At 71.4% G+C, this 17,097-nt stretch carries 17 protein-coding genes and 2 pseudogenes; 7 read left to right on the top strand and 12 right to left on the bottom strand.

What is annotated here, in order from left to right:
- The first annotated feature begins 12 nt into the window (after positions 1–12).
- Positions 13–963, top strand: a complete 951-nt coding sequence (locus ACFYO9_RS17710) for a hypothetical protein (RefSeq protein ID WP_388666393.1) — start codon at positions 13–15, stop codon at positions 961–963.
- A 275-nt stretch (positions 964–1,238) separates the two neighbouring features.
- A complete protein-coding gene (locus ACFYO9_RS17705; protein WP_358775920.1) occupies positions 1,239–2,447 on the top strand; it encodes a helix-turn-helix domain-containing protein in 1,209 nt (402 codons plus the stop codon).
- Between the two features lie 51 nt (positions 2,448–2,498).
- On the opposite strand, the gene ACFYO9_RS17700 is transcribed toward ACFYO9_RS17705, so the two are convergent.
- Positions 2,499–3,077: a Type-2Aa cytolytic delta-endotoxin gene (locus tag ACFYO9_RS17700; protein WP_355806864.1), complete on the bottom strand. Its 579-nt coding sequence runs from the start codon at positions 3,075–3,077 to the stop codon at positions 2,499–2,501.
- 300 nt (positions 3,078–3,377) lie between these two features.
- On the opposite strand from ACFYO9_RS17700, the gene nadE reads away from it, so the two are divergent.
- Positions 3,378–4,208 carry an ammonia-dependent NAD(+) synthetase gene (nadE, locus tag ACFYO9_RS17695; RefSeq protein WP_358775919.1) on the top strand — a complete coding sequence of 277 codons (831 nt, stop codon included), beginning with the start codon at positions 3,378–3,380 and terminating at the stop codon, positions 4,206–4,208.
- A 60-nt stretch (positions 4,209–4,268) separates the two neighbouring features.
- Here the strand turns inward: nadE and ACFYO9_RS17690 are convergent, their stop codons facing one another.
- Positions 4,269–5,153, bottom strand: coding sequence for an isocitrate lyase/PEP mutase family protein (locus ACFYO9_RS17690; RefSeq protein WP_358775917.1), 885 nt, complete (start codon positions 5,151–5,153; stop codon positions 4,269–4,271).
- Positions 5,154–5,488: 335 nt separating this feature from the next.
- Here ACFYO9_RS17690 and ACFYO9_RS17685 point away from each other — a divergent pair, with 335 nt between their 5' ends.
- Positions 5,489–6,328 carry an NAD(P)H-binding protein gene (locus ACFYO9_RS17685; protein ID WP_358775915.1) on the top strand — a complete coding sequence of 280 codons (840 nt, stop codon included), beginning with the start codon at positions 5,489–5,491 and terminating at the stop codon, positions 6,326–6,328.
- A gap of 100 nt (positions 6,329–6,428) precedes the next feature.
- On the opposite strand, the gene ACFYO9_RS17680 is transcribed toward ACFYO9_RS17685, so the two are convergent.
- From ACFYO9_RS17680 to ACFYO9_RS17670, 3 genes and pseudogenes are all read right to left on the bottom strand, one after another.
- Entirely contained in the window at positions 6,429–7,076 is a 648-nt protein-coding gene (locus tag ACFYO9_RS17680; RefSeq protein WP_358775913.1) for a hypothetical protein, read from the bottom strand.
- Between the two features lie 39 nt (positions 7,077–7,115).
- Positions 7,116–7,769, bottom strand: coding sequence for a fasciclin domain-containing protein (locus ACFYO9_RS17675; protein ID WP_358775911.1), 654 nt, complete (start codon positions 7,767–7,769; stop codon positions 7,116–7,118).
- Between the two features lie 144 nt (positions 7,770–7,913).
- Positions 7,914–9,511, bottom strand: a pseudogene (locus tag ACFYO9_RS17670) (sulfite oxidase).
- A 197-nt stretch (positions 9,512–9,708) separates the two neighbouring features.
- Between ACFYO9_RS17670 and ACFYO9_RS17665 the strand changes: the two are divergent.
- Positions 9,709–10,293, top strand: a pseudogene (locus tag ACFYO9_RS17665) (sigma-70 family RNA polymerase sigma factor).
- Positions 10,290–11,045, top strand: a complete 756-nt coding sequence (locus ACFYO9_RS17660) for an anti-sigma factor (protein WP_358775909.1) — start codon at positions 10,290–10,292, stop codon at positions 11,043–11,045. Before ACFYO9_RS17665 ends, ACFYO9_RS17660 begins: the two are co-directional and overlap by 4 nt.
- Before the next feature lie 24 nt (positions 11,046–11,069).
- Here the strand turns inward: ACFYO9_RS17660 and ACFYO9_RS17655 are convergent, their stop codons facing one another.
- The 7 genes from ACFYO9_RS17655 to ACFYO9_RS17625 all read right to left on the bottom strand — a co-directional run bounded on the left by ACFYO9_RS17655 (position 11,070) and on the right by ACFYO9_RS17625 (position 16,306).
- The gene (locus tag ACFYO9_RS17655; protein WP_358775945.1) at positions 11,070–11,864 is read right to left on the bottom strand and encodes an urease accessory protein UreD; all 795 of its coding nucleotides are present in this window, start codon (positions 11,862–11,864) and stop codon (positions 11,070–11,072) included.
- A gap of 8 nt (positions 11,865–11,872) precedes the next feature.
- A complete protein-coding gene (gene ureG, locus ACFYO9_RS17650) occupies positions 11,873–12,556 on the bottom strand; it encodes an urease accessory protein UreG (RefSeq protein WP_355806848.1) in 684 nt (227 codons plus the stop codon).
- Positions 12,557–12,668: 112 nt separating this feature from the next.
- Positions 12,669–13,343, bottom strand: a complete 675-nt coding sequence (locus ACFYO9_RS17645; RefSeq protein ID WP_358775908.1) for an urease accessory UreF family protein — start codon at positions 13,341–13,343, stop codon at positions 12,669–12,671.
- Between the two features lie 30 nt (positions 13,344–13,373).
- Positions 13,374–15,095 (bottom strand): urease subunit alpha, encoded by a 1,722-nt coding sequence (locus ACFYO9_RS17640; protein ID WP_358775906.1) that lies wholly within the window; start codon positions 15,093–15,095, stop codon positions 13,374–13,376.
- Complete coding sequence (locus tag ACFYO9_RS17635; protein WP_355807219.1) at positions 15,088–15,399, bottom strand: urease subunit beta; 312 nt, start codon at positions 15,397–15,399, stop codon at positions 15,088–15,090. Before ACFYO9_RS17635 ends, ACFYO9_RS17640 begins: the two co-directional genes overlap by 8 nt.
- A gap of 49 nt (positions 15,400–15,448) precedes the next feature.
- Complete coding sequence (locus ACFYO9_RS17630) at positions 15,449–15,751, bottom strand: urease subunit gamma (RefSeq protein WP_355806842.1); 303 nt, start codon at positions 15,749–15,751, stop codon at positions 15,449–15,451.
- A gap of 267 nt (positions 15,752–16,018) precedes the next feature.
- Entirely contained in the window at positions 16,019–16,306 is a 288-nt protein-coding gene (locus ACFYO9_RS17625) for a type II toxin-antitoxin system Phd/YefM family antitoxin (protein WP_358775904.1), read from the bottom strand.
- 148 nt (positions 16,307–16,454) lie between these two features.
- Here ACFYO9_RS17625 and ACFYO9_RS17620 point away from each other — a divergent pair, with 148 nt between their 5' ends.
- On the top strand, positions 16,455–17,090 hold the full coding sequence (locus ACFYO9_RS17620) for an ATP-dependent Clp protease proteolytic subunit (RefSeq protein WP_358775902.1): 636 nt from the start codon (positions 16,455–16,457) through the stop codon (positions 17,088–17,090).
- The last annotated feature ends 7 nt before the right edge of the window (positions 17,091–17,097 follow it).

Below are 17,097 nucleotides of genomic sequence, written 5' to 3'. Positions count from 1 at the left end.
CCGGAAGGCCACATGATGCGGTTCTCCCTCGGCGCCAGAGTCGCCACCACCGCCACCGTCCTAGGCACCGCGCTCGGCGTCCTCGCCTCCATCGGCACCGCCACCGCGGCCGCTCCCGCGCCGAACGGCGGATGGGCCCCCTTCACCCGCTGTCCCGTGGACGCTCCGGCGATGCTGGCCGCGGACGGCCTGGCCAAGACCCCGCAGTGCGTGGTCTCCAGCTCGCTGAGCGGCTCCATCAAACTGGGCAAGACCACGGTCCCCACCGGCCGGACCAACCTCCAGATGGGGGTCGTCCAGAACGCGGACGGGACCAGCTCCGTCGTGGCCCCCTCCGGCGGCGCCCTCATCGCCGACTCCGCGACCGTTCCCGGCGGACTGCTGGGACTGATGTGCCCGAGCAACATCCCCGCGATCACCGACATCTGCAAGCAGCTCGACAACAGCTCGCTCAACAAGATCACCGCGACGGTGGAGTCCGTCGGCGCCCCGTACGACTTCGACCAGACGGCCGGCATCGTCACCGACAAGCCCATCGTCGCCATACCCGTCCGCATCCATCTGCAGAACCCGTTCCTCGGCGGCAAGTGCTACATCGGCACGGCCGCCAAGCCCGTCGTACTGCGCCCGAAGAACCTGCAGTTCCCCGAGTTCGGCATGTCGTTCTTCCGTGGTGACGGCACGGCCGACGACGAGGGCGAGATGAGCCGGATCGACCTCACCAAGGCCACCCAGAACGACAGCACCTTCGCCGTGCCGGGGGCCGGCGGCTGCGGGCTCGGCCTGTTCGGTCTGATCGACGCGGCGGTCAACGCCAAGACCGGGCTGCCCTCCGCCACCGGGAACAACAGCCTGACGCTCAACGACACCCAGACGTACCTGGCCGGCCTGACCGCCCCCGGCACCTTCGCCCCCGACGCGGGCAAGCGCCTCGCGCAGAACTGGCACTCCGCCGTCGGCTGACGGACCCGGTCGCGCGAGGCGCAGTCCACCGTCGATCAGACGCGCACGCCGCCGTCGATTAATGGCCGCGCGACGGCGGTTCCCAGCCGTCCCAGCAGCGCCACCACGTCCCACCGCGCCGAAATGTGCACGGACTGTGTACGTCCCATGAAAGTTGACCTAGCTTCAACAGCCCAGACATGCGTCACCTCAAGTCCGGTCGTGTGCCTCCCCGTTGGCGTGCCGAAGCACACGACCGGTGCGCCATGGGCACCGAAGAGCAAGGGACGGCACTCATGCCCTCATCCACGCGACCACCTGAGGTCGGTGAACCGCTGGAACCCCTCCCCAAGGAGTTCGCCGCCTTCATGAGACCGGAGTTACCCGGCCTCATGAAGGAGATCGGCGCCGAGGTCACCCGGGCCTACCCGGTGTACGGGCGGCTGCTCAACGGCCCCAACGCCGAGCCCATCCGGCAGGGCGTCGAGCAGGCCCTGTCCGCCTTCGTGGACCGCGTCGCCGAACCCGGCAAGAACGCCGCGCTCCGCGACGAACTGCTGCGCAAGTTCGGCCGCGTGGAGGCCTACGAGGGACGCGCCCTGGAGACCCTCCGGGGCGCGTACCGGCTCGGCGCCCGCATCGCGCTGCGCCGCGTCAAGGCGGTGGGCCGCCAGTACCGGCTCTCCCCCACCCTGATCCTCGCCTTCGCCGACGCCCTGTTCGCCTACGTCGACGAGCTGGAGCAGATCTCCCGCGAGGGCTACGTCGAGGTGCAGTCACGCGCCTTCTCCGAGGTTCCGGCGCGGCGCCGGCGGCTGCTCCACCTCATCCTGGCCGCTCCCCCGCTGCCCCAGGCGCTCACCGCGCTCTGCGAGGCCGCCGCCTGGCAACTGCCCACCCACGTCACCATGGTCGCCCTGCGCACACCGGTCCCCCGGCACCTGGAGGCGGCGCTGGCCGACGACGTCCTCGTCGACCTGGACATCCCGCAGCCGCATCTGCTGGTGCCCGGAAACTTCACCCCGGAGCGCCTGGCGATGCTGGACGCCGCGCTGGCGGGCGGGCGTGCCGTCCTGGGGCCGACCGTGCCGCCGGCCCAGGCAGCCGACTCCATCCGCTGGGCGCGCCGCACGCTCCAGCTGATCGACGAGGGCGTGGTGGCCGACGCTCCCGTGGTCCGCTGCGACGACCACCTGGTGACACTGTGGCTGCTGTCGGACCCGGCCCTGGTGGCCCACCTCGCGGCCGGCGAGCTGGCCCCGATCGACCACCTTCCGGCCAACCGCCGCGACCGGCTCGTGGAGACCCTGCGGGTACACGTCTCCACGCGGGCACCGGCGGAGCAGGTCGGCGAGATGCTGGGCGTGCACGCCCAGACCGTCCGCTATCGCCTGCGGAACCTGGACGTCCTGCTGGGCGACCGCCTCACCGACCCCGACCACCGCTTCGCCCTGGAGGCCTCACTGCGCGCCCTGCACCTGCTCTCCCGCGAGAGCGGGGAGTAGGGACGGGCGCCACGGCCTCTGCCGGCCACCCCGAAGGGACCGGTGTCCGGCTCAGGCCGCGAGCCGCAACTCCTGCCGGACCACGATCGCGTTGAGCCTGATCGCGTACTGGGCGACGTCGGACGCCTTCAGCACCCCGACGTCCGCCTTGTCCAGCGCGACGCTCACATCGATGCAGAAGGCGATCGCGTACATGTGCTCGCCCGTCTCCTCCCCCTGGAGGGCGAAAAACAGGTCCCGGTAGTAGCTGGTGCGGCCCGGGTCCTGCTCGTAAAAGGCGAGGCCCGGCTTGCCCTCCTGGCCATCGAGGCCGGTGAACGCGCCCACGAGTTCCCGCTCGATGGCCTCCCAGAACGCGGCGCCCACCAGCGCGTCCGGCAGCGCCTGGCGCACCGCCTCCTGCAAGGAGATCGCCATGACCCCGACCGGAGCGGTCTCCTGGAGACCCCAGCCGTGGACCAGCTTCACGATGTCCCCACCGGGAATGGCGGCGACGGCTTCGCGGATGTGGCCGAAGTCGTAGCCGACCGTCGCCGGGGCGATCGCCGCCTGGAACACCTGGTCGATCTCCTGGGCCTGCTCCCGGTACGCCGGGTCCACCTCGATGACGGTTCTGAAGCTGGCGGCCATGACTCACTCCTCCTACGGCACCGTGTCGGTGCCGTCGCTGGTCGGTTCGGGACGCTGATCAAGAAGGGGCAGTATGCCGAGCCCCACCCGCGGCGGGCGGAACTGTCCGCCGTGCGGACACGTGGGGAAGCCCTGGTCAACGGCGCAGGACGGCGGCGCGTTGTCGTACCGTCGTCAGACGCCCCCCTCAAGGCCGGAGCAGGCGCGGCATAGAGTCGGCGACGCAGGTGCCGGCCCTCCCTCCACTGGGTAGCCGGGCCAGACCCCCTTATTCACCAGCACTGACGACGAGGAGCAGCCGTGACCGATCCGGCGTCCATCACCCTGCAGCAGGAGATCGCACGGGACCTCCAGGTGTCCGCGAGTTTCGACGTGGAGCCGGAGATCGAGCGCAGGGTCGCCTTCCTGGCCGAGAAGCTGACCTCCACGGGACTGCGCGCCCTCGTCCTCGGCATCAGCGGCGGCGTGGACTCGACGACCGCGGGCCGGCTCTGCCAGCTGGCGGTGGAGCGGGTCCGGGCCGCCGGGCACGACGCGACCTTCTACGCCATGCGGCTGCCGTACGGGGTCCAGGCGGACGAACACGATGCCCAGCTGGCCCTGGAGTTCATCCGCGCCGACCGGGTCCTGACGGTCGACGTACGGCCGGCGAGCGATGCCGCCCTGGAGGCCGCGGTGAACGGCGGGGTCGTCTTCCGGGACGAGCGCCACCAGGACTTCGTGCAGGGCAACATCAAGGCCCGGCAGCGGATGATCGCGCAGTACGCGGTCGCGGGCGCGCACGACGGGCTCGTGGTGGGCACGGACCAGGCGGCGGAAGCGGTCTCCGGCTTCTTCACCAAGTACGGGGACGGCGCGGCGGACGTCGTACCGCTGACGGGGCTGACCAAGCGGCGGGTGCGGGCACTGGCCGAAGCGCTGGGCGCGCCTGCCGCGCTGGTGGGGAAGGTCCCGACGGCGGATCTGGAGACGCTGGATCCCGGCAAGACCGACGAGGCCGCCCTCGGGGTGACGTACGACGAGATCGACGACTTCCTGGAGGGCAAGCCGGTGAGCGAGCGGGCCTACGACTCCATCACCAGCCGCTATCGCCTGACCGAGCACAAGCGCCAGCTGCCCATCGCACCCTGAGTTCCGCGACGGCCGGGGCGCGCGGCAGCCTCCGGCACGGCGCGCACCCCACCGCGCCGGCTAGCGGGTGACGACGCGCTCCGGCGGTACGTCGCCCGCTCGCTCGTGGTGGCGGCGGGCGATGTTCCGTTCCAGCAGGCGGGTGGAGGCGGCGACTCCGATGCCCCGCCCGGCGTCGACGGACGGCAGCCTGCCGTCGGCGCGCTTCAGTTCGGTGAGGGCGGACTCCATCGCTTCGTGGGCGGCGAAGAGGCACGGGGTGCTGTAGATGGCCACGTCCACGCCGAGCCGCGTGAGTTCGTCGAGCGAAAGACGCGGGGACTTGCCTCCGGCGATCTGGTTGAAGAGCAGCGGCTTGCCGTCGACCACCTCGCGGATCCGGTGGATCCACTCCACGTCGCGCACCCCGTCCACCAGGACCACGTCCGCGTCGGTGGTGGCGAGGCGCCCCGCGCGTTCGATGATGTCCTCCGGGTCGGTGGCGTCCGTGCGGGCCACCACGACCATGTCCTTGCGGGTCCGCAGCACCATGTCCAGTTTGGCCAGGTACTCGTCGAGGGGCAGGATCTGCTTGCCGTCCGCGTGCCCGCACCGGCGGGGGCGCTTCTGGTCCTCGAGGATGACCCCGGAGGCGCCGATCCGCTCCAAGCTCTCCACCACGTGACACGCCGTTTCGGGATCGGCGTACCCGTCGTCGATGTCCACGAGCAGATGGTGCCGAGGGAAGGCCCCGCGCAACCGCTGCACGAACGCCACCATGTCCGGCCAGGCGATGAACCCGATGTCGGGCAGTCCGTAGTACGAGGCGGCGAAACCGAAGCCGGACACGAACAGGCCGTCGTAGTGGCCGGCGGCGACGGACGCCGAGTACATGTCGTAGACGCCGATCAGGGGTGTCGTGTGCGGCTCGGCGATCCGCTCGCGCAATCTGTTTCCGTGATCCACGGGCTGAACTCCTGGAGTTGTGCGGCAACCATGTGCGCGGTGACGTGGGGCGTTACGGGGACAGCATGCGGTCGGAACCGAGCACGCGAGTCCCACGCCCCGTGCCTCCTCACCCTCACGGCGCAGTGACTTCACCGGAGAAACGTCACTGTCGGGGCGGCCCCTCGGCCCCGGTCCGTCCGCGTGAAACACCTCATACGCGTGCATGGCTCGCCCCGTGTCAGCTGCACGCCTCCCTCCAGGTCCGGGACTTACCAATAGGTACGTCCTTACGGAAAGTAAGTCCCCGCTCCTAGCGTCGGCTGTCGCAATGCACAACGGACTAGGAGCGCAACATGATCGTGGTGACCGGGGCTACCGGGAACGTGGGCAGGCCTCTGACGCAGGCCCTGGCCGAGGCGGGCGAGCAGGTGACGGCGGTCTCGCGGAACGCGGCGGCGGTGCCGGACGGAGTGCGACAGGTGATGGCCGACCTGTCCGAACCCACCAGTCTCATCCCCGCGTTGGACGGGGCGAAGGCACTGTTCCTCCTGCTCTCCGGCGACCTGCACGCCCTTCACACCAGACCGGCCGACCTCATCGACGTGGCCGCGGCCCACGGGGTCCGCCGGGTCGTCCTGCTGTCCTCGCAGGGCGTGGCGACCAGGCCGCTCGGACCGACGCGGGTCGCGATGCGCGCGGTGGAGGACGCGCTGCGGGAGTCCGGCCTGGACTGGGCCGTCCTGCGACCGGGCGGCTTCGCCTCCAACGCCCTCGCCTGGGCGGAATCCATCCGCACACACGGGACGGTCGCCGCGCCCTTCGGCGACGTCGGGGTTCCGGTCGTCGACCCGGTGGACATCGCCGAGGTCGCGGCCGCCTGCCTGCGGGACGACCGGCACACCGGCGAGGTCTTCGAGCTGACCGGGCCCGAGGTGATCACACCGCGTCAGCAGGCGGACGTCATCGCTGCCACGCTCGGCTCGCCGGTGCGGTTCCACGAACTCACCCGCGCCGAGGCCAAGGCCGGGATGACCCGGTTCGTGCCGCCGGAACTCGCCGACGACACCCTGGACATCATCGCCGCCCCGAACTCCGCCGAACTGCGCATCAGTCCGGACGTGGCACGCGTCGTCGGCCGCGCCCCGCACTCCTTCGCCGACTGGGTCGCCCGCAACATCGCCGTCTTCGGCTGAGGCGCCGCTGAGGCACCGGACGACTGGGCCACTCGGGCTGCCCCGTGCGACCACGGCCACGCGGGGCGGCCGTCCCGTGGCGCCGCCGCCCCACCCGCCATCAGCCGTGACGGGGCGGCCACTTGGCCTCTTCGTCCTCCGCAAGCTCAACCGTCGTGACGACGCGGGTCAGGGACGGCCGGCGAGGGACGGATCCGAAGCCGAACCGGACCGGGGGCTCCACGGATGTCAGGCCGCCCAGGTCCTCGCCGTCCCAGGCCACTCGTGCCGACGTGACGGTACGCAGGTCCCGGGCCGCGTACCACTCGCGGCGCCCCTCGCCCGCACTCCCCCGTGTCCGCACCCCGGGCAGCAGCAGACGGGCGGGGACGTCGCAGAGCGTGGCCCAGCCGGGACGTGCCGCAAGGCGGCCCGGCACCAGTCTCAGCAGCCGGCCGAGAGGGGTGGAGCGTCCGGGCGTGAAGGTGGCGCGCAGCGGACCGGCCGTCACGGCCCATTGGTCCCGTCCGGGTGCGACGGCGACGGGGCACACGACGATCTCGTCGAACCGGTAGGTGGCGGCGACGAAGTGCGCCACGCGCTCGGACGGCGCCAGGAGCAGCCGCCGCCCGTCAGCTCGCTCCACCATCACGTCGGCGAAGGAGCCCAGCGGGGACAACGGCCAGTACCCCACCACCAGGCGCAGGCCCGCGGCGGTTCCCAGCCCCGCGATCCACCCGTCGAACCGCACGCGTCGCGCCGTACCCATTGGCTCCTCCTCGCTCTTGCGTGGCCGTAGCCGCCCGTGTCAGCTCTTGGGCATGAGCACGGTGTCGATGATGTAGACGTTGGCGTTGGCGGTCCTCACATTGCCGCAGGCGACCTCGGCATTGTCGTTGGCCTTGAAGGACTCGCCGGACCCGGATGTGGTGAGCTTGCTCTTCTCCAGTGTCGGGAAGGAGCCGTTCTCCAGATCCTTGGGAGCCAACCGCTTGCCGACCACGTGGTACGTGAGGATCTTGGTGAGCTGCTCCTTGTCGTTGAGGACCTTGTCGAGGTCCGCCTTGGGGATCTTGCCGAAGGCGTCGTTGGTCGGGGCGAAGACGGTGATGTCCTGCGCGTTGTTCAGGGTGTCGACGAGGCCGGCCTTCTTCACGGCCGTCACGAGGGTGGACAGGGCCGGATTGTGGGAGGCCGCGGTGGCGACGGGGTCCTTGGCCATGCCGTCGAAGCTGCCCTTGCCGTCCTTGGGCACGGACGAACAGCCCGAGCCGAACGGCTCGTTCATGCTGTCCGTGTCCTTGGAGGGGCCGGCCTCCTCGGATCCCTTGGACGCGGTGTCCGATGCGCTGTCGGACGCCTTGTCCTTGTCCTTGGAGTCGCTGTCGGAGCACGCCGTCAGGCCCAGGGGCAACAGGGCGGCGGCGACAACGACGGCTGCACGGCGGATACGAGTCTGCATGGCAATCCCTCAGCGATCAGGTTCCGTGAAGGCCCTCTGCCCTCATCACCCGGAATCCGGAACGGACCGGCACGCGGATTGGTCCAGGATCCAAGAGCCGGACGCGAGGGCGCGGCGGAGTGCGTCCCGCAGGCCACCCGGAGATCATTCGACGGTGACGGCCACCGAGTGCCAGCCGGACGCGCCGTCCGGGATGGTGCGGGTGCGCCGGTCCGTCTGGGTCTCGCCCGTACGGTCCGTGGCGCGGACCGTCAGCGTGTGGCTGCCTTTCTCCGCCTGCCAGGGATACGACCACTGGCGCCAGGTGTCACGGGTGTCCTCGGCGGCCAGCTCGGCCTCCCGCCACGGCCCGTCGTCGACGCGTACCTCGACCTTGTCGATGCCGCGATGCTGGGCCCAGGCCACGCCGGCGACCATGACCGTGCCCGCCTTGGGGCATCCGAACGGCTTGGGGGTGTCGATGCGCGACTGGGTTTTGATGGGTGCGCGGCGGGCCCAGTCCCGTTTGACCCAGTAGGAGTCGTAGGAATCGAACGTGGTGAGTTCGATGTCCTGGATCCATTTGCAGGCCGAGACATACCCGTAGAGACCGGGGACGACCATGCGGACGGGAAAACCGTGCTCGAACGGCAGCGGCCGGCCGTTCATGCCGAGGGCGAGCATCGCGTCCCGGCCGTCCATGACGTCGTCGACCGGTGTGCCGATGGTCATGCCGTCCACGGAGCGCGCCACCAGCTGATCCGCGGACCCGCCCTTGGCCGGGGGCCGCACGCCGCACCGGGTCAGGAGGTCGGCGAGGCGGACGCCGATCCAGCGGGCGTTGCCGACGTACGGCCCGACGACCTCGTTGGACACGCAGGTCAGGGTGATGTCCCGTTCGATGAGCGGCATGCCGAGCAAGTCGTCGAAGGAGAGCGTCAGTTCAGGGTCGACCCCCTTGCCGTGGATGCGCAGTTCCCATTGTGTGGCGTCGACCTTGGGGACGACCAGGGCGGTGTCGAACGGTAGAAGTCGCCGTTGGGGGGCATGAACGGGCTGAGGCCATCGATCCGCGGGGCGGCATGGCGCGGGACGGAGGCGGCGCGCGAGGCCGGGGCGGGCAGCCGCACGACATTGCGTGACGCGACCGCGTCCTTTCCCTGTACGCCGTTGAGCGCCCGGCCCGCCAGTCCGGCGCCGGTCGAGGCGGCGGCCGCCGCGGTGGCCGCGAGGATGAACCGGCGGCGGTCCCAAGATTGCCCGGAGTCGACAGCCTGCGCCGTCCCGGCCCGCCCCTGCACCGGGTCGAGTCGCCCGGCCAGCCAGTACAGAAGAGCCGCCCCGGCCAAGGCCCCGACACCCGAAGGCAGGGCGTCGGCAAGGCTGATGGAGTCGGGGCGGCCGACCGCCGCGAGCGCGCCGACGAGGCCGAACGCCAGGACGCCGATCGAACCGGTCAGCCGCCACCGGGCGGCGAGCACGCCCAGGACCAGCGCGAGCACACCGAGTACGCCGAGAATGCCTAGTTGCAGGACGAGCTTGTCGTTGGTGCCGAAGTGGCGGATGGCCCAGTCCTTGACCGGGGCCGGTGTGCGGTCGATCGCCGCGCCGCCGACCGCGATGACGGGGCCCGCCTCGGGCCGTACGGCGGCGGAGACCAGCTCGGCGACCGCGATCGCGGCGTATGCGGCGAGCAGGCCGGCGAGGGCGCCGAGCGAGAAGCGTCTGAACCCGCGGAGCGGCTGCTGTGTAACGTCGTCCATGCTCAGGAATCCGTCCCGGCCGCGCGTCCGGATTGGTCGGCCACACGCAAGAGCTTGCCGCACACCGCCTGCCGCGCCCCAGCAGTGACGCCCGGGGGAACCCGGTTCGGCAGGGACCGGACCAATCCGCCACCGCCCTCGGCTCCGCATCACAGGAGTAGCCAGCGTCGTATGCCTGTTCCTTGGAGGACCGCTGCGTGAAGGAAGTCGTGCACATCGGGGCCCGGACCGTGCCGGGACCCGATCTTCAAGAGCTCGTCGCCCGGGTCGCCCACGGCGACCAGCAGGCGTTCTCCGGCGTCTACGACGTCGTGGCCGGTCCCGTCCTCGGCGTCGTTCGCGCCGTGCTCCGCGATCACGCCCAGTCCGAGGAGGTGGCCCAGGACGTCCTCCTGGAGGTGTGGCGCACGGCCCCCCGTTACCGGCCGGACGTCGGAACGGCGAGGAACTGAATCCTCACGCTCGCCCATCGCCGGGCGGTGGACCGGGTGCGTTCCGTCGAGGCGTCCGCGGCCCGCGACCACAAGGCCGCGATGCTGGCACGCGCCCGGGACTTCGACGAGGTCAGCGAGCAGGTGGAGACCCGCATCGAGCACGAGCAGGTACGTCGGTGCCTGCGCACCCTGACCGAGGTCCAGCGCCAGTCGGTCACCCTCGCCTACTACCGCGGCCTCACCTACCGACAGGTGGCGGAACTGCTGTCGCTGCCCTTGGGAACGGTCAAGACCCGCCTCAGAGATGGACTCATCCGCCTTCGTGACTGCCTGGGGGTCAGCGCGTGACGAGCATCGACGACCCGCACCTTCTCACCGGCGCCTACGCCGTGCACGCGCTGGACGACGAGGAGCGCGTGGCGGTGGAAGACCATCTCGCGCTGTGTGACAGCTGCGCGCAGGAGGTACGCGAGTTCACCGAGACCGCCGCTCGGCTGGGGCAGGCCACCATGGTCACTCCGCGCCGCGGCATGAAGGACGAGGTGTTGCGGCGCACCACCACCGTCCGGCAGGAGGTCCCGCACGCCGGACCCGGTCCAGGCCCGGAGTCCGGACGACCGCGGGCACGCCGGCTGTCCCACTGGGCGCTCGCGGCCTGTCTGGCCGTGGCGGCGGGCCTGGGCGGCACCACGGTCTGGCAGCACCAGCAGGCCCAGGACGCCCGCGAACAGGAGCGGCGGACGCAGCGTCAGGCGCAGGGCGTCGCGGCGGTGCTGGCCGCCCCGGACGCCAGGACACGTACGGGGAAGGTGTCCGGAGGGGGCACCGGGACCGTCGTCGTGTCCGCCAGCCGCGACCGCGCCGCCTTCCTGGCGTCCGGCCTGACCACTCCCCCGCAGGGCAAGGTCTACCAACTGTGGTTCGACGACGACGGAACGATGCGGCCGGCCGGCCTCCTGGACCCCGGCTGGCGCACGGAGTCGGTGCTGATGGCCGGGCACGTCGACCGGGCGACCGGCATGGGCGTCACCGTGGAACCCTCCGGAGGATCCTCCCGCCCCACCAGCCCGCCTGTGGCGCTGCTCGACTTCCCTTCCTGAGGTCCTTCACCGCTCAGACAGCCTCTAGCCCAGCCGCAGCAGGGCCTCGTCGAGGGCCTTCCTGACCAGCAGGGCGTCCGGGGCCACCGCGGTGACCAGAACGGCGGCGCCCGCGAGGGGGGTGAGGGCCGCCCACTCGCCGAGGAGCGCGGGCTGCGGCTTGGCTTCCTCGAACTCGGGTCGCACCAGCAGGAGTTGACCGACGGCTCGGTGGCCGGCAAGGACCGCCGGGCCGTCCCAGCCGCCCGGCGCGCCCGGGCCGCAGGAGAGCTCCTGGTCGAGCAGCGGGCGGCCCGCCCGGTGGACGGTGAGGCGGCTGGCGAGGCGGCCCGAGGGCTCCCCGGTGCGGCCGAGCGCCTGTTCCTCGCGGAACACCAGGCGGGCCCCGGCGGCGAGATCGATGCGCGTGGTCACGCGCAGGTCGCTGTCGCACACCGAGATCAACTGCTCGGGCAGCCAGCGCAGTTCCGCGCCGTCGTCGACGGTGAGCCGGACGTCGTACCGTGCCCTCGACTCCTGCTGGCCCGGCAGGGCGATGGTGGCCGCCGCCGAGCCGACGTGCAGCGCCGCGCCGGGGCGGACGGCCGCCTCCACGGTGAGGTGGTCGCCGCCGAGGGGGCCGCTCATCGCGCCGACCAGCGTGACGTGCGCCGCCGGGCCTACGGAGCGGGTGCGGCGCAGGGCGAGCGGGCCCTCCCCGTCGAGGACGGGCAGGGAGGTGCGGCCGCGGCCGTCGGCGCGCGCCTCGACGCGGGCGGTGGCGCGGATGCCCGCGCCACCGGTGCCGAGGGGCGCACCCGTGACGGTCCGCCGGCCCAGGTCCACCGTCACGCCGACGCGGTCCACGCCGCGTACTGCGCGCGGACCCAGGCGGCGACCGGCCCGACGCCCTCGGCGGACCGCAACGACTGGAAGGCGACGGGGAGTTCGGCGCGCTGCGCCTTCGCGTCGGCGGCCATCCGGGCGAGGTCGGAGCCGACGTGCGGGGCGAGGTCGGTCTTGTTGACGACCAGCAGGTCGGCGGTGGAGACGCCCGGGCCGCCCTTGCGCGGGATGTCGTCGCCGCCCGCGACGTCGATGACGAAGATCTGCGCGTCGACGAGGCCTTTGGAGAAGGTGGCCGTGAGGTTGTCGCCGCCGGACTCGACGAGGATCAGGTGGAGCGGGCCGACCTCGTCCTCCAGGTCCTCGACGGCCTCCAGGTTGGCGGAGATGTCGTCGCGGATGGCGGTGTGCGGGCAGGCGCCGGTCTCCACGGCGGTGATGCGCTCGGGCGGCAGGACGGCCTCGCGCAGCAGGAACTCGGCGTCCTCGCGGGTGTAGATGTCGTTCGTGACGACGGCGAGGGAGAGTTCGTCGCGCAGCTCGCGGCAGAGCGCGGCGACGGTCGCGGTCTTTCCGGAGCCGACCGGGCCGCCGAGCCCGATGCGCAGCGCGCGGCGGGTGCCGTCGGGACGGTGGGCGTCGGCGCTGACGGCGGCGGGACCGTCGTGCGAGTGGTCCAGGTGCATGGTGCAGCTCCTTCGGGTGATGCCAGTAGTGCGGGTAGTGCCAGTGGTCGGGGGTGGCGGGAGGTCCGCGCCGGACGCGGGTCCGGCCTCGCCGCGGTGCCGTGGTGTGCGCTCAGGAGGCGAAGAGCCGTACGGGCCAGCCGGCGTGCGCCTCCGCGCTGATCTCCAAGAGGGGCGCCGACGCCGCGGGCAGCGCCTCGACGCCCTCGTCGACCGCGCGTCTCGCCGCGTCGGCCGCCCGCCGCGCCACGTCGTCGAGGTCCGGGGCGAGCCGGGCCAGGACCGCCGTGGCGTCGAACGGGTCGAGGCTGAGCAGCCGCACGGTGGCCGTCGCGGGCCCGCTGATCCCCTCGTACGCCGAGCAGTACGCGGCGTCGTCGGGCCCGAGCCCCGCCGCGCGTGCGGCGAGGCCGAGGACGACGGGCTGATGGGCCCCCTTGGGGAACTGCCGTGCCAGGGCGTCGAGTTCAGGGTGTGGCCAGGTGGCGCGGGCGGCCCGCATCATCTGGCGGCCGAGCCGACGCGCGGCCGTGCGCAGGGCGGGCGAGGGTGTGCGGGCGTCCGCGGCCTCGTCCAGGGTGACCGGGTCGATGCCGAGGGCGGCGGCCGCCGCCAGGGCCGCCGACACCAGACCGGAGGTGTGCAGCCGCCCCCGGCAGAACGCCTCCAGGCTCGCGGCGCCGGTGATCCGCCCCGCCTTGACGGCCGCCTCGGCCCCGCCGGAATGGGCGTGCCCGCCGGCGGGGAAGCGGCCGTCGGCCAGGACGAGGAATGCTGCTCGTGACATGAGAATCGTCGCCTGAACGCTTCGGGGCCGTCAGAAGAGGAAGTACCGCTGGGCGAGCGGCAGTTCGACGGCCGGTGACGGTTCGACGAGTTCGCCGTCGATGGTGACGGCGAAGCTGTCCGGCGCGACCTCGACCCGGGGCAGCGCGTCGTTCTCGCGCATGTCGGCCTTGCTGCGGCCCCGGGTGGAGCGGATGGCGGCGAACGGCTTGTCCAGGCCGAGGCGTTCCGGCAGGCCGTCGTCCAGCGCCGACTGCGTCACGAAGTTGATCGAGTTGAGGCTCGGCGCCTTCCCGTGCGCCCCATACATGCGGCGCGGCAGGACCGGCTGCGGGGTCGGGATGGAGGCGTTGGCGTCGCCCATCTGCGCGTACGCGATCTGGCCGCCCTTGAGGACCACCTGCGACTTGACGCCGAAGAACGCCGGTTCCCACAGCACCAGGTCGGCGAGCTTGCCGGGTTCGACCGAGCCGAGCTCGTGGTCGATGCCCTGGGCGACGGCGGCGTTGATCGTGTACTTGGCGACATAGCGACGCGCGCGACGGTTGTCGGCGCGGGAGTCCCCCGGCAGGAATCCCCGGCGCCGCTTCATGACGTGGGCGGTCTGCCAGGTACGCATGATGACTTCACCGATGCGGCCCATGGCCTGGGAGTCCGAGGACATGATCGAGATGGCGCCGAGGTCGTGCAGGATGTCCTCCGCCCCGATGGTGGAGGGGCGGATGCGGGACTCCGCGAACGCGAGGTCCTCGGGAACGGCCGGGTTGAGGTGGTGGCAGACCATCAGCATGTCGAGGTGTTCCTCGACGGTGTTGACGGTGTGCGGCCGGGTCGGGTTGGTGGAACTCGGCAGCATGTTGGGGAGCGAGACCGCCGTGATCATGTCGGGGGCGTGACCGCCGCCCGCGCCCTCCACGTGGAAGGCGTGCAGGGTGCGCCCCGCGACCGCGTCGAACGTCGCGTCGATGAAGCCCGCCTCGTTCAACGTGTCGGTGTGCACGGCCAGTTGGGCGCCGGTCTCCTCGCACACGGTCAGACAGGCGTCGATGGTGGCCGGGGTGGCGCCCCAGTCCTCATGGATCTTGAAGCTGACGGCACCGGCGCGCAACTGGGCGTGCATCGACTCGGAGTTGACCGTGTTGCCCTTGCCGAGGAAGCCGATGTTGACGGGGCTGGACTCCAGCGCCGCGAACATCCGGGACAGATGCCAGGCGCCGGGCGTGATGGTGGTCGCCTTGCTGCCCTCGGCCGGCCCCGTGCCGCCGCCGAAGAGTGTGGTGACGCCGGAGGCGAGCGCCTCGTCGACGATGGTCGGCGAGATGAAGTGGATGTGGGTGTCGATGCCGCCCGCGGTGAGTATCTTGCCGTTGCCGGCGATGACTTCGGTCTCCGGACCGATCACGAGGTCGGGGTGGACGCCGTCCATCGTGTCCGGGTTTCCGGACTTCCCGACGGCGGCGATGCGGCCGTCACGGATGCCGATGTCGGCCTTGACGATGCCCCAGTGGTCGATGACGACCGCACCGGTGATGACGGTGTCGGGCGCGCCTTCGGCCCGGGTGGTGCGCGACTGGCCCATCGACTCGCGGATGACCTTGCCGCCGCCGAACACCGACTCGTCGCCGGACCGGCCGGGACCGCCCGAGCGGTCCTCCTCGATCTCGATCAGCAGGTCGGTGTCGGCAAGCCGGATCCGGTCGCCGGTCGTGGGGCCGAACAGATCGGCGTACGCGGCACGGGACAGTTCAGGCATCGAGGGCTCCTCCGGTCTCACCGCGCAGGCCGGGCACGATGCGCTTGCCGGCCAGCGGGACGAGTTCGACGTCGACGGGGATTCCGGGCTCGAAGCGCACGGCGGTACCCGCGGCCACGTTGAGCCGCTTTCCGTGCGCGGCGCCGCGGTCGAAGTCCAGACCCGGGTTGGCCTCGGCGAAGTGGTAGTGGGAGCCGACCTGTACGGGGCGGTCGGCGGCGTTGAGGACGGTGAGGCGGGTGACCTCGCGGCCCTCGTTGAAGGCGATGGGGTCGTCCGCGAAGAGGATCTCCCCGGGGACCATTCCCTGGCCCGAGCCGTGCGTTGCGGCATGCATGAGGCGCGAACTCCCGTCAGACGATCGGCTCGTGGACGGTGACGAGCTTCGTGCCGTCCGGGAAGGTGGCCTCCACCTGGACGTCGTGGATCATCTCCGGGATGCCCTCCATGACGTCGTCGCGCGTGAGAACGCCTCGCCCGGAGGACATCAGCTCGGCGACGGAGCGGCCGTCGCGGGCGCCTTCCAGGATGTGCGAGGTGATGAGGGCGATGGCCTCGGGGTGGTTGAGTCGCAGCCCCCGCGCCCTTCGCTTCTCGGCCACGTCCGCGGCCACATGGATGAGCAGTCTCTCCTGCTCGTGCGGGGTCAGTTGCACGCGTCCCACCTCAACAGTTCTCACTCCGAACCGTGCGGGGTCCGGCTGCCGCGGCCACCGCGACGGATATAGATGTAACACACAGCGAAGGTGCGCGATCTTGCGCACCCCGGACAGGAAATCCGCTGGTGGCGTGGCATGGAAGGTAGTTGGGAGGAGTTTCAACGAGGTTAACCAGTCATTGACCGACCCATGACCATCGACTGGTCTACGCCATACCCATCGGCCGAGCGGCGCCCCATTTGTCCATCCTGTGAATGCGCGCCCTTACGTGGCGTCGGGCCCCCGGTGCTCCGCCGCTATGCCGAACCGCTGCCGCTCCGAGGAGCCGGGCGGCACGGAACCGATCGAGGTGACGGTGCTGACCGTCCGCTCCTCCACGGATTCCACGGCCTCCGCGAGCGCTTCAAGGCGCTCCAGATCCTCGGCGGAGACGAGCGCCACGAGCGGCTTGCCGTGCCGGGTGACGACGACGCGCTCGCCGCCGTACACGACGCGGTTGATCAGCTCGGCGAGCTCTGCGCGGGCTTGCGTCACCGGAATCTCGTAGGCCATGCGTCCAGCTTAAACGGCACCCTTCCGGCGTCACGGGCACAAGTGGACCCCGCGCCGCCCTCACGCCGCCCATCCGCGACGCCCGTACGTCCTGTACATTTTGTACAGAACCCGGATCGCGCCGCGACCGGAGGAAGAGAGGCGTGCCGTGAACCGTCCTTCTGCCCGCTACGTCCTGCCCGAGTTCACCGAGCGCACCAGTTCGGGGACGCGGACCGTGGACCCGTACTCCAAGCTCCTGGAAGAGCGGATCGTCTTCCTGGGCACCCCCGTCGACGCCACCTCGGCGAACGACGTGATGGCGCAGTTCATGCACCTCGAGTACCAGGCGCCCGACCGCGACATCTCGCTGTACATCAACTCCCCCGGCGGCTCGTTCAGCGCCATGACGGCGATCTACGACACGATGCGGTACGTGCGGTGCGACGTGGAGACGGTCTGCCTCGGCCAGGCCGCTTCGGTCGCCGCCGTCCTGCTCGCCGCCGGCACCCCCGGCAAACGGTCCGCGCTGCCCGGCGCACGCCTCCTGATCCGCCAGCCGGAGATCTCCGAGCCGATCCAGGGCCAGACGAGCGATCTCGCCATCCAGGCCGACGAAGTCCTTCGCACCCGGCGGCTGTTGGAGGAGATGCTCGTCCGGCACACCGGCCGTGGCCCCGACCAAATCACTGCGGACATCGAGCGGGACAAGATCCTCGACGCCCAAGGAGCCCTGGAGTACGGGCTCGTGGACCGGATCATCCCGAGCCGCAAGAGCTCGCTCGCGGCACGGGACGCGAGGTGACCCGCCG

Source organism: Streptomyces sp. NPDC005863, from assembly GCF_042871345.1.
Taxonomy (GTDB): Bacteria; Actinomycetota; Actinomycetes; order Streptomycetales; family Streptomycetaceae; genus Streptomyces.
Note: the sequence above shows the minus strand (reverse complement) of the source record. Positions and strands in the feature narration are given on the sequence as shown.

Excerpts from the sequence above, each read along its gene's own strand:
- ACFYO9_RS17710 (WP_388666393.1), top strand. The coding sequence starts at position 13 with ATGATGCGGTTCTCCCTCGGCGCCAGAGTCGCCACCACCGCCACCGTC.
- ACFYO9_RS17705 (WP_358775920.1), top strand. The coding sequence starts at position 1,239 with ATGCCCTCATCCACGCGACCACCTGAGGTCGGTGAACCGCTGGAACCC.
- ACFYO9_RS17700 (WP_355806864.1), bottom strand. The coding sequence starts at position 3,077 with ATGGCCGCCAGCTTCAGAACCGTCATCGAGGTGGACCCGGCGTACCGG.
- ACFYO9_RS17685 (WP_358775915.1), top strand. The coding sequence starts at position 5,489 with ATGATCGTGGTGACCGGGGCTACCGGGAACGTGGGCAGGCCTCTGACG.
- ACFYO9_RS17680 (WP_358775913.1), bottom strand. The coding sequence starts at position 7,076 with ATGGGTACGGCGCGACGCGTGCGGTTCGACGGGTGGATCGCGGGGCTG.
- ACFYO9_RS17675 (WP_358775911.1), bottom strand. The coding sequence starts at position 7,769 with ATGCAGACTCGTATCCGCCGTGCAGCCGTCGTTGTCGCCGCCGCCCTG.
- ureG (WP_355806848.1), bottom strand. The coding sequence starts at position 12,556 with ATGCACCTGGACCACTCGCACGACGGTCCCGCCGCCGTCAGCGCCGAC.
- ACFYO9_RS17645 (WP_358775908.1), bottom strand. The coding sequence starts at position 13,343 with ATGTCACGAGCAGCATTCCTCGTCCTGGCCGACGGCCGCTTCCCCGCC.
- ACFYO9_RS17640 (WP_358775906.1), bottom strand. The coding sequence starts at position 15,095 with ATGCCTGAACTGTCCCGTGCCGCGTACGCCGATCTGTTCGGCCCCACG.
- ACFYO9_RS17635 (WP_355807219.1), bottom strand. The coding sequence starts at position 15,399 with ATGGTCCCCGGGGAGATCCTCTTCGCGGACGACCCCATCGCCTTCAAC.
- ACFYO9_RS17625 (WP_358775904.1), bottom strand. The coding sequence starts at position 16,306 with ATGGCCTACGAGATTCCGGTGACGCAAGCCCGCGCAGAGCTCGCCGAG.